Here is a 16,668-nt window from a genome sequence, read left to right as displayed (position 1 = left end):
GCTGCCCCGAGGGTTACTGCACTGCTTTTAAAGATTTTAAATATTCAGCAATTTTATTTTTGTAGTAATAATTTAAAGTTGGCGGAAGCTTTTGCAACATATCCGTTCCGTTTTGTTGCTGCTTTTTATATTGGTCGATCATTTTTTGATACGAAGGCGGAAATTCTTTTGCCGCTTTACTTTCTCTTTTATTGTCCTCATCCTGCTCCCGTTCTGCTTTTTCAGCATCTAATAATTTAGTCAGCAGTTCTTTTTGGCGTTGCAGGGTTTCCTGTTGTAATCGCTTATTAACCAAATCACTTTCGGTTTGCTTCATCTCTTTAATGGCTTCGTTCAGGTTACCCATTTTACCCGTACCGTCTTTATTGTCTTCCCGGTTAATTTTTTCCAGTGCCTGACGAATCATTTGCTGTTGCTGAGCCATTTTTCCAAACTCTTTACTCATTTCTCCTTTACCAACAGTGCCCTGATTGCCAGACTTTTGCATTTGTTCTCTGGCTTTTTGCATACTTTTATTCAGCTGTTCCTGCATTTGCGAAAGCTGTTTCATGCTTTGCTTTTGTTTGCCTTTACCTCCCTTAGAGTTTTTAGACATGTTTTGCAATTGATTTAAAGCTTCACTCAACATTAAAGTTAAATTGTTAATCGAAGTCATTGTAAATTGCTGATAACGATTGGCTTCTGGTGTTCTTCTTTCGCCTAAACTTTCTAAACTTTTATCCAGGTTGAAGTTAATTTTATTCATTTCCTCATTAACCGTCGATTCTATTTGTGGCACCCTTTTGCTCAAAGCGTATAAACTATCGGCGATGGTTTTAAGATTATCTTTAATACTGCGTTGTTTTTGCACATTGCCAATATAAGAAGGGTCTGCTACAGTCATTTTTTTCAGGGTAAGCATTACTTTTTCCTGCTCAAAAGAAGTATTTAAAAGATTTTCCAGTAAACGGCGCAACTCTTTAGCATTGAGGTTATTTTCCATTTCCTCGCCTTGCTGTTGCATGTCACTCATCTTTTTAGAGAGTTTTTCCATTTGTTCAGCTGCTTTTTGTTGTTTTTGACTCGCACCTTTTGAATCCTTATTATCTAAAGCCTCTTTACTGTCCTGTTGTTCTTTTTGAATTTCCTGTAAATCCTTTTCGGGGTTTTCAAATGGATTTGGTCGCTCCAAACCTTCATTCTTTTTCTCCAGGTCTTTAATGTCTTTTTTAAGGTCGTTAAGCTCTTTATTTAAAGCCTCTTGTTTTTCTTTTAAAGCACTATTCTCTTGTTTTTTATTTTTGGTTTGTTCAGCCAATCCCTTTTGTTGTTTGGCAAGATCATTTAACCTATCGATGTCATTTTGAAGATTTTGTTCAAATTCCAGCTGTTTATAAAGCTCCAAAATTCTGTCCAGCTCATTTTTAAGCGTTTTATTATCCAGCTGCATTTTCGAAAGCTCGTTTTGCGTTTGATCTTTATTCTGCTCATTCATCAAATTTTGCAGTTTTTGCAATAACGCTTTGGTTTTATCATCCAAAACATTGTCAAACAAGTCTTTAATTTGTTTTTGCTTTTCTAAAAGCTCTTCCGTTTGTTGCTGGTCTTCTTGTTTTTGCTGACCATTTTTCTCATTTAAATCTTTAATCTCTTTAACCGCTTCCTCCAGTTGTTTTTGCTTATCCAGCAATTGTTCAATTTGCTTTTTATCTTCAAAAGAAATCTGTTTTTTATCAATTAAACTTTCAGCAACCTTTTTACTTTCTTTTTCTATGGTAGATGCCAAACGAATGGCAGATTGCATTTTTTGTTTTAAAGCCTGATTGTTAGCATTTATCTGTTCAGCCGTTTCTGTTTTGGTGGGTTGTTTAAATGTTTTAATTTCAGAACGTGTTATTTTGGCTCCGTTTACAGCATCATTATCTGCAACTTCAAAATAATATTCCAGCGTTTGGCCAGGCTTTAGTGCTGCCGATTTTAAATCCCAGAAATAGAAAAAACGATTTTCGGGCACATTACTTTTTATCGGAATATTTTTAGCTACGGTGCCCACAATTTTATTATTTTCTTTAATGTTATATTTAAAACTCAAACGACTGAACCCATAGTCATCCGTAACTTGTCCTGAAAAATATAAAGCCTTATTGCTTACGGAATCGGGCTTTTCTTCAACAGAAATACCTGGCGACTGATCTTTGATCACTGTAATTAAATGAGATAGGGAATCGCTTAGTGTTGTAAATTCATTCTTGGGTGTAATGCTGTATTTCGAATTATTTTTTAGTGTGGTACTAAACACAGATTCATTGTCCTTCACACTTAAAAGGTGTTCGGTTCCATTTAAGGTAAATAAAAGCTCGTTGCTTTTGGCAGTTTTAAAATTCCAGCTTACCCGGGTTCCCTCAGGTAAAAGCATATCACCAACATTGGTAATTTCTTCATTCTTTTTGCCCAGGTATGCAGGATAATTTAAGGTAGCAGTAACGTTCAATAATTCAGGGCGGGGTTTAACTGTAATGGTAAAAGCTGAAGAACTGAAACCGCCGCCTTTGAAAATTAATTTTTTATCGGCCTGGATATTTTTAATAAGATAATTAAACTGGCTAATGTTTATTTTTTCAAGTTTATAGGTGTTTTTTCCATCTTCAACATACACTTCCTGAGGTAATTCGTTCCCCTTTAGTTTTAAGTTTAAGGTTAAATCGTCACCCTGTGTAACGGTTAATTTTTTATTCAACAAACTGAAATCAAACGGAGCTTTTGGTGCAATGTATTCATTGTATTTTAAAAAGCTACTGGTTCCTTCTCTTAAAATAGCAGGGGCAATAATGCCGATAAGTAAAATAATAGAAAGCGGAATAAACAGGTATTTTAAATATTTTTTATTGTCGTTAATTCTAACAGCAGTATAAAAAGGCACCGGCTTTAATTCGTGTATTTTTTGATCAATGCTGGCCAAAATTAACTGATTGTTTTCAGGTAATTTTTCTGCCTGTTTGTGAAGTTGCAGGGTATTTAACAGTTTATCTTTAATATCAGAAAAATGGTTTCCAATAATTACCGAAGCTTCATCAAAAGAAATGTGCTTCCCTAGTTTTAGCATTGATAATAAGGGTTTCACAATTAAAATACTGATTAGAAAAGCGCCTGTTAAAAGGTAAGCAAAGAAAATAAAGGTTTTAAAACCGGCTCCGGGATTTAAATAATATAAACTTAAAAAAACAAGCAGGTACAAGGCCAATAAAATAGCGGCTACGTAAATGCTTCCCCGTAAAATTTTATTGAGGTAAAACTTTCGGATAAACTCATCTATCTTTTTAATCAGCTCATTATAATTATTGCCGGCCATATGTGTAAATGTAAAAAAATATATAACGGCATAAAAAGAAAAACATCAGACAAGCACAAAACATTATTCTGTTTTTAAGGTAAAATAGGCTTTTGTAAAATTAAAATTTGGTTTTAAATCAAATAAAAATGAACTTTAAAAAATTAAGACAATCGTTTGTTTACCGCTTTAATTTAATAAAACGGATTTTGTAAAGTTAAAGTGTTTTGTAATGTATTGATTATTAAGTTTTAGTAAAATATATTTGTCATCTTATCAACCCTTATTATAAAAAACGAACTTGTCTTTCCTTTCTCTGAAGACGAACCGCAGATGGAACAAATTTTTGGTATAAAATCAGGCAGTTTGCAAGCTTTTCAAAGCGCCTATCAGTTGCATCATGGCAAATTGTATGCTTATATATTGAAAAAAACCGGATCAGCATATTTAGCTGAAGAGGTTGTTCAGTTAACCTTTATTCGTTTATGGGAAAAGCGGCAAAATCTGTCTTTAGATTATTCACTTGCGGCGCAAATATTTAAAATGGGCGGAAGTATTTTAATTGATCAGCTGCGCAAAGAGGCGGTATCGAAAAAACACCTCAAAGAAATTGTTCCGATGGAAATTCTGCATATAGACGAGCAATCTGAAAATGCCCAAAACCTTGAATTGGCAATCAATCAGATGGCCCCAATGCGGAAAAAAGTTTTTAAGCTTAGTAAAATCGAAGGCTATTCGTATAAAGAAATCGCCGAGGAGCTTTCTATTTCTCCAAAAACAGTAGAAAACCACATTTCAAAAGCATTAAAACAATTAAGAGCAGCTTTGTCTTCTTTTTTTTCAATTGTAGCGGTATTTTCTTTCCTTATTAACCGCTAACCAGAAATTTATTGTTCAAAAATCCGCTTTTCTATAGACAGGATAAATATTTCCTAAAGATTAATTAAAAAATTTAACAGAGTAGGGGTTATCCCTTCTCAAAAACGTAATGGAGTTATGCAAGTAGATCAAAAGCTTATTGAAAAGTTTTTTGCAGGCAAATGTTCGGCTGATGAAGCCTGCATGGTTAGCAAATTTTTAGAAAACCAGGAGCACTTTGAAAAGCACTGGGATCTTGAAGATTGGAATGCATTTAAAATGAAAGAAGAATTGCCCGAGGCGCTTTCTAAAAAAATGAATTCAGAGATTATAAGTCACATTTATGATCAGAAAGAAGCTAGGGTTAAACGCTTAAAATATCTTGCTTATGCCGCAACTATTGCTGTTGTGGTTTCTGTTGGTTTGTTCGTTTCTCTATCGGGAAATAAAAACACAGACCTTAATGTAAGCACCAATAAACAAAAAGAATTAATAAAAGAGGTAGCCGAAACCATTTATAAAAATGATTTGGCTATAAAAAGAAGTTACACACTACCTGATGGTTCAATTGTAGAGCTTGAACCTAAAAGTGAGATCAGCTTTTTACCCTTTAACCAAAAAAGAGATATAAAACTAAGAGGAGAAGCTTTATTCAGGGTTCATAAAGATAAAGCCAGGCCCTTTACCGTTTACGGGAATAATCTAGCAACAACAGCACTGGGTACCATATTCAGGGTGAGTGCTTTTGCAAATAATAAATACACAAGCGTTAAATTATTGGAAGGAAAAGTGGTGGTTAAACCACAAAATATCTTGTTAAATGCAGGTGTAAAAATGGTGTATTTAACCCCGGGAAAATCATTTACGGTGAATATGGAAAATTACGCCGCCGTAGTAAAAGATTTTGCTAAACCACAAGAAACCATTATTGCTAAAATAAATAAAGGCAGTGTATTGATTACAGAAAGTGCAATGATTTTTAACAATCAGCCTTTATCTGAAGTGTTTAAAGCGCTGGAACAAAAATTAAACATTTCTATTGCCTACAACCCAAAACTGGTTAATAAAAAGACATTTTCTGGTCAATATGAATTTGGCAGAGATGATGCAGATGAGTTTTTAACTACCCTGACTTTTATTAATGGTTTAACCGTAGAAAAAACAGAGAAAGGATATGTAATCAGGACCAGATAATACTCCAAAAAAGAACTATACCAACCAAACAAACTATATGATTAAACTATTTACTAAAAAAAATGTACGTAAACGGCTTTTGTTCTTATGCATTTTAATATGCACCGGATTAAGCATTATGGCACAAATGCCGGCAGTTACCGGGGTTGTTAAAGACGGAAAGGTAACCATCGTTGGGGCAACCATAACTGCTCAAAATCAAGCAACCAAAGCAAAAGCTGTTGCCACAACAGACAAAAATGGTGTGTTTTCCTTTTTTAGGCTTCCTTCAGGAAAATACACTTTCACTATCACTTTTGTGGGTTACGACCCTAAAGTTATGGTTGGAGATGTTAAAGATGGTGGTACTTTTTCTTTGTCTGTTGTTTTAAAAGAGGGCAGTACAACACTTGATAAAGACGTAATTATTACGGGTACCGGGATTACAAGAAATAAAAATAGCTTTACAGGTTCTACAGCTACATTTTCTGGCGATCAGCTAAAAATGCTGGGAACCAACAATGTAATTCAAAGCTTAAGAACAGTAGATCCATCGTTTATTTTATTTGAAAACAATCTGGCCGGATCGAACCCAAATGTTTTGCCGCAGATAGAAGTGAGGGGGAAAACAAGTGTTCCATCAGCTACGCTTAGAGATCAGTACGGTCAGGATCCGAACCAACCTTTATTTATTTTAGATGGGTTTGAAACAACGCTTCAAACCGTGGTGGATTTGGATATGAACAGAGTAGGTTCAGTAACGATTTTAAAAGATGCAGCATCTACTGCTTTGTATGGTGCAAGGGCTTCCAATGGGGTGGTTGTCATTGAAACGATCAGACCCAAACCGGGTCAGCTTAGATTTTCTTATTCAAATGATGTATCCCTTGAAATAGCAGATTTGTCTGGTTACAATATGATGAATGCCGCAGAGAAACTAGAATTTGAAAGGCTTTCGGGAAGATATATAGTAACCAACGGTCAGCCAACCAGTCAGTTGTACATGGATCAGCTTTATAATGATCACCTGGCAGCAGTTAAGCGGGGCGTAGATAGTTATTGGTTAAATGATCCAGTGCAAAATGGTTTTTCAAATAATGCCTCCATTTTTGCAGAGGGAGGAGACGAATCTTTAATCTATGGCGTTGGTCTTAATTACAAAAATAAAGACGGTGCTTTAAAAGGATCAGGAAGAGACTCCTGGAGTGGAAATATTAACCTGACTTATAGAAAAGCAAAATTAAACATTAATAACATTTTGTATGTACGGGGCTATTCTTCAGTAGAATCTCCTTACGGTAGTTTTTCAAACTTTGTAAATGCGAATCCATATTATGTAAAAGAATCAGAAAATCGTTATCTGGAAGACACTTTTACGTCTCAATATATCAGGTTGAAGGTTGCGAACCCATTGTATAATGCGAGCTTACCAAATTACAATACCGGGAAAAACCTGGAGGTGCAGAATAACCTGAGTGTTAACTATGATTTTACTTCGGATTTAAGACTAAGGGCAGGCTTGCAAATGGTAAAAGGAAATACAACAAACGAAAGTTTTGCAGCGCCTGAAAATACACAATTTGAAAGTACGCCTATATTGCAAAAAGGAAAGTATGTAAACTCTATCCTGAGCAATTTCTCTTATCAGGCAAACCTTTTATTAACCTACGGAAAAGTTTTTGCCCAAAAACATTCTGTTACGGCCAATGCAAGGGCAGAAATTACAAATAGCGAAAACAGTACAAAATCATATACAGCAGTTGGTTTTCCCGAAGGCAGTACGGGCAATCCTAAGTTTGCCTATGGTTATTTGCCCAATGCTGCGCCAACCGCTTCTTTAAATACCTATAGAACAGCCAGTGCAACACTTTCGGCCAATTACGCGTTCGATAGCCGTTACTTGTTTGATTTTTCTTATCGTTTGGATGGTTCTACAGCATTTGGAAAAAACAACCAGTTTTCCCCATACTGGTCAACCGGCATTGGCTGGAATATTCATCAGGAATCTTTTGCTAAAAACAAAGAATGGTTAAACAGGTTAAAATTATTTGCGAATATCGGTGTAACCGGAAATCAAAATTATGGCACAATTACATCAGTTTCGGTGTATGATTATAATACTAATACAAATTATAACCAATTTGGCCAGGGTGTTACTCTAAGTTCGCTGGGAAATCCTGACTTGGAACCTCAAAAAACAGTACAAATCAGTACCGGATTAGATTTTTCTTTGTTGGGTAACCGCTTAACGGGTTATTTAAATGCTTATATGAAACGAACAGATCCGTTAGTGGTTCCCGTTGATTTGCCCTCGTCAACAGGGGTGTTTAATTACCCTCTAAATGCAGGTAATTTAACTTACAAGGGTGCGGAGGTTAAAATCGGATTTTCTCCCATTTATCACCCTGAAAACAGAGTCGTGTGGACCCTAAGCCTAACAGCAAGCTTGTATAAAAGTAAATATGACGGATTTGAAAACAAACTTGCCTCTTTAAATAAGCAGCAGGAAATCAACAAATCGCTAATTCGTTATTTCGATGGTTACAGTCCTGATGATATTTGGGCTGCCAAATCACTCGGAATTGATCCTGCAACCGGAAGAGAGGTATTTGTAGCTTCAGACGGGCAATATACCTTCGATTACAACACTGCAAATTTACAGGCTGTAGGAAACACGACCCCGGTTGCCGAAGGTGTTTTAACCAGCACGCTGGTTTACAAAGGCTTTAATTTAGGAATCAACTTAAGATACCGCACTGGCGGGGACGTTTTTAATACCGCTTTATACAACAAAGTAGAAAATATTACCTATTCAGGGATTTCCTTAAATCAGGATAAGAGGGCTTTATACGACAGGTGGAAGAAACCAGGAGATATTGCCCTGTTTAAAGCGATTTCTCAAACCCAGGTAACGCCAATGTCTTCAAGATTTGTTCAAAGAGAAAACACCTTAACCGGAGAATCTTTGAACCTCGGCTATACTTTTAATAACAAAAACTGGATGCGTAAAATAGGCATGAGCAGTTTAAATATTAATGCCGTTACCAACGAAATTTTTAGAATCTCGACCGTTAAACGGGAGCGTGGTATTGATTACCCCTTTGCGAGAACAGTATCTTTTAGTTTAAGAGCATCTTTTTAACTGACATGATGATGAAAACACCAATCAAAAATATATTATTAGCGCTCTTTGCTCTATCAACGATTTTTTCATGTAAAAAATACCTTAATGTGCAACCGGAGGATAAAGTACTTGAAGGTGCTTTATTTTCCAATAAGCAAGGAATAAACAGTGCTTTAAATGGTTTGTATATCAGCTTAACGAATAAAAACCTATATGGCGAAAACTTAACCCTTTCTACCGTTGATATTTTAGCGCAGCGCTACAACATTGCTTCCTCTCACGATCTTTACAAGGCAGCAACCTACGCTTACGCGGATAAACCAATAGTAGAAAAGATTGATGCAATGTGGACCGGAGCCTATACTGGGATTTTAAATGTCAACGAATTTTTAAACAATCTGGATAAATATCCCAATGTAATAGATGGAAAAACAGATTCTATATACAGAGGTGAAGCATTGGGTATTCGTGCAATGTTGCATTTTGACATGTTGCGTTTATTTGGCCCCCGTTACAGCACGGCCGATTCTCTCAAAGCCTCTATTCCCTATTACAGCACAACAAAATCAAGTATAAATGAATTATTACCAGCCAATAAAGCAATCGTAATGGTCATTAATGATTTGGCTGCAGCAGAACAAATGTTAAAAAACGATCCGGTTATTAAAAACGGAACAATGATTCCTGCAATAGGTGATCCGGCTAACTTTTTAACCAGCAGCAGAAATTATCGGATGAATTATTATGCAATAAAAGCTTTACAGGCCCGCGTACACCTTTATCGTGGCGATAAAGTTTCAGCACTTGCTGCAGCTAAATTGCTGATTCAAAATGCGGATAAATTTAAATGGACAACAAGTAATAATGCATTAAACGAAAAAACCGATCCTGACCGGGTATTTACCACAGAGATGATTCTGGGCGTTCAAAATTCAGATTTATACAATCGTTACGATGCACTGTTTAATCCTTCTCTGGCAGATAATGTTATTTTGGCTCCTTTAGCGAGCAGACTGGCAACTGTTTTTGAAACAAACGAAAATGATTTCAGGTATAACTTAAACTGGACCGTACCATCAAATGGAGGAAAAACTTACCGGACCTTTTACAAATATGCTGATGTTGTAAATAAGGATAAAGTAAACTTCAGGTTTACAATTCCGCTGGTTAAAATAAGTGAAATGTATTATATCGCTGCAGAATGTGAACCTGATGCAACAACGGCAGTAGGCTATTTAAATACCGTTCGTGTAAACAGGGGATTATTAAACCTGGCCTCAACCGTAAATATTAATACAGAATTACAAAAGGAATATCAAAAAGAGTTTTTTGGAGAAGGACAGTTATTTTACTACTACAAACGTAAAAACATCACCTCTATTCCGAATGGAATGGCAACATCAGGAACCGTAGTTATGGGAGCCGTTTTACCATTGCCATTGTCCGAAAGTCAATATAGACCATAAACCTTAGACATGAAAAAGAATTTATATCGTATTTCAGCACTGCTGATTTTAGTATCCATACTTTCCTGCGAGAAAAGTTTGGAACCTTATCATGGATTACCAGACATTTATTTTAACGAAACGGCCAGATTGCAAAAATCTCAGGGCGAAATACTTACAGACTCTGTGGCCATCTCGTTTTCATTATCGAAAGCACAGGATTCTATTCAGCCCATTATTATTGCAGCAACCGGTGCACCGGTTAATGAAGACCGGGAGTATAAAATGGTAATTGACCCAGCATCAACTGCCATTGCTGGAAAACACTATGTGGCATTGCCACAATCCTTTACGATTAAAAAAAACAAGGTGAGGGATACCATTCCGTTAAAACTAATCAGAACCGCTGATATTCAAACTACTGGTGTAACGCTGTTCTTTAACCTCGAGCCTAATCAGAATTTTGTAACTGAAATGAAAGACAAGATCATCGATAAATTATCCGGTAAGAAAATGAGCTTTATTAAATATCGACTTTATATAAATGATATTTTGAAAAAGCCTGGCCGATGGCTGGATACTTATCTGGGAACGTTTTCTAAGAAAAAATTGATGCTGATGGCTCAGGTTATCAACCTAGATCCGATCTATTTAGATAAATCGGTTGCGGTTGGAGAGGTTGCAGCCTATGGCAAGTATATGCAACGTTATTTAAACGAACAAAAAAACGCAGGCAATACCATTTACGAAGAGGATGGAACTGAGATGGCTATGGGTCCTTCAAGTCAATAACCTAAACATTAGAACGCACAATTATGAAAAAAATATACCTTATAACGGTTTTAATTGCTCTTGTTTTTGCAGCTTGTAAAAAAGACCTGGGCAATTATGATTATAAAGAATTAAATGCTGCCAGTGACTTTGGTACCGCATTCGATAACATTTCAGCTTTGTATGGGAAACGGTTGATTATAAAACCAGTGGTTTCCTTCACAAAGGATAAAGGAAACGATACCACAAAGTACAAATACAATTGGTCTTACATTGGCTTTACAAGTTCAGGCAGCAGTCAGGAAATTTATTCTTTGGCAAATACTAAAGACCTCGATATAACCATGTCATTAGTTGCTGGAAATTATACTTTTTTTTATACCATAACAGATAAAGAATCGGGCGTAAATTACCGTAAGATTTTTACCGTAAAAGTAACCAATGAGATTAACGAAGGCTGGATGCTGATGTGTGATGTTAAAGGAGTTGCCCGCTTAGATATGTTGTATAAAGATAATAATGGCACATTTCGCTTGGCAAATGATCTTTTGGGGCAAACAGGATCGGGTTTGGTTTTAAGTGGCAAGCCAGTTATGATTTATATGTATAGTACCGGAGTGCTGGCAGGGCCGGACAAGTTGAATTACGGAATGTATATTGGCACCAATCAAACCACAGAAAAAATTGAGCCTAATACATTTAAATGGACCCCAACTATGGGGTTGAAATATGAAATGTATGGCGCAATTCCGGCAGGTTTTTATGCAGATCAGATTAAAACCAGATACGGTAATACGGCTTATATGCTTGGTAAGAGTGCGGCATATGTATATGATCGGCCCGTTAATACATATTACAGTGCGCCAATTAATTATATAGATGCTGAGAAAAAAGAATTTGCCATAGCACCTTTTATCGCGACGAGCGAAACCACAACTACACCAGGAATTTTTTATGATACAGATAATCGCCGCTTTGTAAAGCATGTTGGTTCGGCTTCTTCATGCACCGTTATCCCTGATCCTTCAGGCGCCTTAAAATTATTCAGTTTTTCAACGGGTAAAGATTTGCTTTATATGGATTGGGTAAAATATAATGGAGGAGAAGTGTTTTCGATTTTAAAAGATCCTGCAACAGGAAAACGCTATTTAGCAAGGTTTAACAATTCAAACAATATTCAATCTTACTATAGTGAAATTTTGGGAACAGATTTCGATAAGGCCGAACATTATGCCATAAGCCCCGATTTAGGTTACCTATTTTATACTGTAGGGGGAAAAGTTTATGAATACGATATGTTTCTTAAAACCTCAAAATTAATGCTGGATAAAGGCAATCAAAAAATCTCCCTTTTAAAGTTTAATGTATTTAAAGCCGAAATAAAATATCCGGATGGCAATAAATTAATTGTTTGCAGTTACGATACGACTTTACCAGAAGGAGAAAATGGCAAAATGGAAATATTTACTGTGCCAACTATTAACGCAGACCTTGTACCGCTTTCTACGTTTTCGGGATTTGGAAAAGTACAAAGCCTGGCGTATAGAGAAAGATAATTAAAATAATCACACACATGAACATAACAAGAAATTTAACACTAATCCTTTTAGCGCTTATATCTCTGGGAGCTAATGCACAAGCACCCGCTGAAATTACAGGTGTATTTAAAAGAACACGTAAATCAGCGATTAAGCTTTTTTCGGTAGTCGAAGGCAAAACACAAGAAATTGCTTCAAGCCAAACCAATAGCCTGGGCCAGTTTGGTTTTAAGTTTTATCCCGAATACGAAGGTTTATATGTTTTAGGCACAGGTAATGCTTTAAGCGCTGCCGATAACTATAAGTTTTATTTTAAGCCGGGCGATAAATTAAACCTGGTGCTTAACGATTCAACCTACACTTTAAGCGGTATTTTAAACAGCAAAGAGAATACAGTACTAACCCAGTGGCATAACCTGGCTTATTCAGTAGAAAGAAAGTCTATTAATTTTATGAAAGTTAACAGTACCTATGTAGATTTTTTCCCGGAGCTGGAAACGCTGGCAGCTAAATCAAAAACCTTTTTAAACGGAAAAGCAACGGGGAATAAAAAATTCGACCAGCAGATTAAGTCAACTATGCAAATGGACATGACAAGTTATGCAACCAGCTTTTTAAACACACCGCGGTCAGCACATCCTTCTGTTGAAGAGTACAGCGATTATTATGCGGGTTTAAACACGGCAGGACTCTCAAAAAATACAAGTTTAATTTACAACTATCCATGGGGAATCAGAACACTGTCAAGCATAATAAGTGTAGAGCTTAGAAAGAACAATGTGAAGTATGTACCTGGATTAGAGTGGGTTAAAATACAAACCAACTTAGTGCCAAATGATACTTTGAAGGGGGATTTAATTTTAGAAACAGCAGAAAGATATAAAGCTTTTGCAGACTATAAACTGTTAAAAGAGACTTATGGAAAATACATTTTAACTAAAAGTCAGCAAAAGAAAGACCTTGATATTCTTACACCTTTGGCCTTATTGAAAGAAGGCGATCAGGGATTAAATTTTTCGTATCCTGATAAGAATGGAAAAACCGTAACCCTTGCAGATTTGAAAGGAAAAGTGGTTTTAGTTGATGTTTGGGCAACCTGGTGCGGCCCATGTAAAGTAGAAATTCCACACCTGAAAAAGCTGGAAGAAGAAATGAAGGGTAAAGATGTACAAATTGTAAGTATATCGGTAGATGACGTTAAAGATAAAGCGAAGTGGCTTAAAATGATTGAAGAAGAAAATCTTGGTGGTATGCAGTTATTTGCTTCAGCTTCAAACGACATCAGTAAATATTATAAAATTAATGGTATTCCGAGATTTATGGTTTTTGATAAAGAAGGTAAAATTGTAACGGTAGATTCGCCAAGACCATCGCAACCTGCTTTAAAAGCATTACTGGAAAAAACATTAAATAAATAATCAAAAGCAGTTTTCCTCTTGTTTTACAACCCGAAAGTACGGGATAGGCTTATCCCTGTCTGTACTTTTTTATCACCCTTTAATTAATGCAAATCAAATATAAACTATACAGCATTTTAACCCTGCTGATTTTAATTGCCAATCAACAACTTTGGGCACAATCAAAGCTTAGGCTCAAAATTCCATTTGAAATGAAAAACGGATCTATAATCTTATCCGTAAAGATCAATCAGAGCCAAAAGCCTTTGAAACTTTTATTCGATACCGGTGCAGATGGCATGGCTTTAAGCGAAGCCCTTGCAGACTCTCTGGGCTTAAAAATAAGCAGAAAGCAAAGTACCTCTGTTGTGGGAGGTAACATGGAAATCTCCATTTCGACAGGCAATGATGTTCACCTCGACTCTTTTGTGCTGAAGAATCAAAGTATAGCCATATTTAAAAAATTAGACCAGGAAACGGATGGAATTATCGGTAATAGCATGACCAGCAGTTTTATCACTAAAATCGATTTTGATAATAAAATACTTAGCCTTTATGATTTTGATGGTTATCAATACGAAAAAGGAGGAACAGCAGTTCCGGTTAACTTTTCAGGTGTTTACAGCATTCCCGGATCTGTAAATATTTCGGCAGAAAAAACAAACGAAGGACACTTTATTTTTGATACCGGTGCCTCTTATTACTTAATTTGTTTCAGGCCTTTTGTAAAACAAAACCGCTTGCTGGTTAATGGTTTTAAACCTGAATACCAGGGCAGTACTACCAGTATGGGTATAAGTACACCAACTTTTTCAGGTCAGGCAGCTTCTTTTTCTTTTAATGCCATGCCTAAAATTAAAGCCATGCCCATTACATTAATGGCGGGCGGCGGACAAAGTGAGAGCTGGACTCCGGGTTTTGATGGTTCTATCGGGATGCGCTTAATTAGCCGGTACAATTTTACCATTAACAGAAAGAAAAACGAAATTCACCTGATGCCGAATAGCAGCTTTAAAAATCCATTAGACTTTACTCTAAACAATTATCTGCTGGGTTTTAACGAAACGGGTAAACTGGTTGTGCAGGGGATTATCCGGGTATTGACCGAAACGCTTCCAATTAAAAAAGGAGACGAAATTGAAAAAATTAATGGCATTAGTAGTCAGGAAATACTAAAGGAGCCACTAAAACGGGATAAAATTATCCGTTTGCCGGCAGGCTCAAACTTTAACATAGAGTACAATCAGGACGGTAAAAAACAGATTATATTAAAAAAGGCATAGACGAATATTAAACGGCTGGTCTTTTAAAAATTGTCTCCATTTCTTAAAATAAGGTGTTAGCAGCTGGGTAGAAGCAGTTAGTTAATGATTAGTTAGTAAAGGGTTTATCCGGATGGATAGCCCTTTTTAATGATAATTTCGGCATTAATGTAACAACATCGAAAAGTTAACTTCGGATTTACATAAATAGCCTATTTTTGATTTTATTGAATGATCCAAAATACGATGAAATCTTTTTCTACTCTTTTATTAATCATGATGGTAACATCAGCATCTTTTGCTCAAAAATTTAACTGGAATAAAAACCAGGTTATTGCACACCGGGGTGCCTGGAAAAAGAATAATTTTCCGCAAAACTCAATCGCTTCTTTAAATGAGGCGGTTCGTATTGGCTGCTATGGTTCTGAATTTGATGTTTGGATGACCGCAGATCATGTTCTGGTTGTAAATCATGATCCGGAATTTCAGGGATTGACCATAGAAAAAGTAAACTATGCTGATTTGCTGACTAAAACAATGTCTAACGGAGAAAAAATTCCAACATTAGAAAGTTATTTACTGGCCGGTAAAAAGCAAAAAACAACCAAACTTATTCTGGAAATAAAGCCATCTAAAATTAGTAAAGAACGGGGTATTGAGTTGACGAATAAGTGTATAGAAATGGTTCAGAAACTAAAGGCTATTGATTGGGTAGAATACATCAGTTTCGATTATGATTATTGCAAACGTATTTTAGAAGTATTACCAAAAGCTAAGGTTGCTTATTTAAACGGAGATAAAACCGCCGAACAACTAAAAGAAGATAAATTAACCGGTGCAGATTATTATTTCAGCGTTTATCAGAAAGACAGCTGGATAGAAAATGCACAAAAATTAGGGCTAACCGTAAATGCATGGACAGTAAATACGGTTCCTGAAATGCAATGGCTTTTAGCGCATAAAGTTGAATACATTACCACAAATGAGCCCGAATTGCTTTTCGAAGAAATTAAAAAAGGACCAGTTGCTTCAGGCTGGAAACTTAAATGGGCAGATGAGTTTAACGATAATGGTTTGCCATTAACAAAAAACTGGAATTATGATGTTGGAGGAGATGGCTGGGGAAATAACGAACTTCAATACTATACCAGTGCCGACACGACAAATACAAATGTTAAAAAAGGCAACCTGAACATTATCGCAAATAAAACGGATAAAGAAAAAAATCACTATACCTCGGCCCGCCTGGTGAGCAAAAATAAATTCGACTTTAAATACGGAAGGGTAGAAGTAAGGGCTATTTTGCCAAAAGGTAAAGGGCTTTGGCCAGCTATATGGATGTTGCCAACCGATTGGAAATATGGGGGCTGGCCAAAAAGTGGCGAAATAGACATTATGGAGCACGTTGGTTTTGACCCGGACACCGTTTATGGGAGTGTGCATACTGAAAAATTTAACCATGTTATCCATACTCAGGTTACCAAAGGAATTAAAATAGAAAACCTTTATACGGCTTATCATGTGTATGCTGTTGAATGGTTTAAAGATAAAATCGACTTTTATGTAGATGATCAAAAGTACCTGACCTTTAAAAATTCGGGAAAAGGAGCCGGCGAATGGCCATTTGATCAAAACTTTCACGTCATCCTAAACCTTGCTGTTGGAGGCAACTGGGGTGGAAAAAAGGGAATAGACGAGTCTGCATACCCGGCAACCATGAAAGTTGATTATGTAAGGGTGTTTCAACGATAAGTAACATATAGGATTTAACAGCACTGTTGGACCACCAAAAG

Annotated in this window: 10 protein-coding genes; 9 read left to right on the top strand and 1 reads right to left on the bottom strand. The window is 36.2% G+C overall.

Translation table 11 applies throughout. From position 1 onward, the window contains the following. Nucleotides 1-13 precede the first annotated feature (13 nt). On the bottom strand, nucleotides 14-3,328 hold the full coding sequence (locus tag O0955_RS04140) for a DUF4175 family protein (protein WP_269426257.1): 3,315 nt from the start codon (nucleotides 3,326-3,328) through the stop codon (nucleotides 14-16). A 312-nt stretch (nucleotides 3,329-3,640) separates the two neighbouring features. Between O0955_RS04140 and O0955_RS04135 the strand changes: the two genes are divergently transcribed. The 9 genes from O0955_RS04135 to O0955_RS04095 all read left to right on the top strand — a co-directional run bounded on the left by O0955_RS04135 (nucleotide 3,641) and on the right by O0955_RS04095 (nucleotide 16,627). Next, the gene (locus O0955_RS04135) at nucleotides 3,641-4,186 is read left to right on the top strand and encodes an RNA polymerase sigma factor (protein WP_269426256.1); all 546 of its coding nucleotides are present in this window, start codon (nucleotides 3,641-3,643) and stop codon (nucleotides 4,184-4,186) included. Between the two features lie 117 nt (nucleotides 4,187-4,303). Beyond that, complete coding sequence (locus O0955_RS04130; protein WP_269426255.1) at nucleotides 4,304-5,359, top strand: FecR family protein; 1,056 nt, start codon at nucleotides 4,304-4,306, stop codon at nucleotides 5,357-5,359. Nucleotides 5,360-5,396: 37 nt separating this feature from the next. Further along, nucleotides 5,397-8,480 (top strand): SusC/RagA family TonB-linked outer membrane protein, encoded by a 3,084-nt coding sequence (locus tag O0955_RS04125; RefSeq protein WP_269426254.1) that lies wholly within the window; start codon nucleotides 5,397-5,399, stop codon nucleotides 8,478-8,480. Nucleotides 8,481-8,491: 11 nt separating this feature from the next. Further along, on the top strand, nucleotides 8,492-9,928 hold the full coding sequence (locus O0955_RS04120) for a RagB/SusD family nutrient uptake outer membrane protein (RefSeq protein ID WP_269426253.1): 1,437 nt from the start codon (nucleotides 8,492-8,494) through the stop codon (nucleotides 9,926-9,928). A 9-nt stretch (nucleotides 9,929-9,937) separates the two neighbouring features. Beyond that, nucleotides 9,938-10,699 carry a DUF4843 domain-containing protein gene (locus O0955_RS04115; protein ID WP_269426252.1) on the top strand — a complete coding sequence of 254 codons (762 nt, stop codon included), beginning with the start codon at nucleotides 9,938-9,940 and terminating at the stop codon, nucleotides 10,697-10,699. A gap of 23 nt (nucleotides 10,700-10,722) precedes the next feature. Further along, nucleotides 10,723-12,234: a PKD-like family lipoprotein gene (locus tag O0955_RS04110; protein WP_269426251.1), complete on the top strand. Its 1,512-nt coding sequence runs from the start codon at nucleotides 10,723-10,725 to the stop codon at nucleotides 12,232-12,234. Between the two features lie 17 nt (nucleotides 12,235-12,251). After that, nucleotides 12,252-13,634: a TlpA family protein disulfide reductase gene (locus O0955_RS04105; protein WP_269426250.1), complete on the top strand. Its 1,383-nt coding sequence runs from the start codon at nucleotides 12,252-12,254 to the stop codon at nucleotides 13,632-13,634. 86 nt (nucleotides 13,635-13,720) lie between these two features. Continuing rightward, nucleotides 13,721-14,896, top strand: coding sequence for a retropepsin-like aspartic protease (locus tag O0955_RS04100; RefSeq protein ID WP_269426249.1), 1,176 nt, complete (start codon nucleotides 13,721-13,723; stop codon nucleotides 14,894-14,896). A gap of 255 nt (nucleotides 14,897-15,151) precedes the next feature. Next, complete coding sequence (locus O0955_RS04095) at nucleotides 15,152-16,627, top strand: family 16 glycosylhydrolase (RefSeq protein WP_269426248.1); 1,476 nt, start codon at nucleotides 15,152-15,154, stop codon at nucleotides 16,625-16,627. Nucleotides 16,628-16,668 lie beyond the last annotated feature (41 nt).

It is taken from the genome of Pedobacter punctiformis (genome assembly GCF_027213715.1).
GTDB classification, from domain to species: Bacteria; Bacteroidota; Bacteroidia; order Sphingobacteriales; family Sphingobacteriaceae; genus Pedobacter; species Pedobacter punctiformis.
The sequence above is the reverse complement of the archived record's forward strand: the minus strand, read 5'-3'. Positions and strand labels throughout refer to the sequence as shown.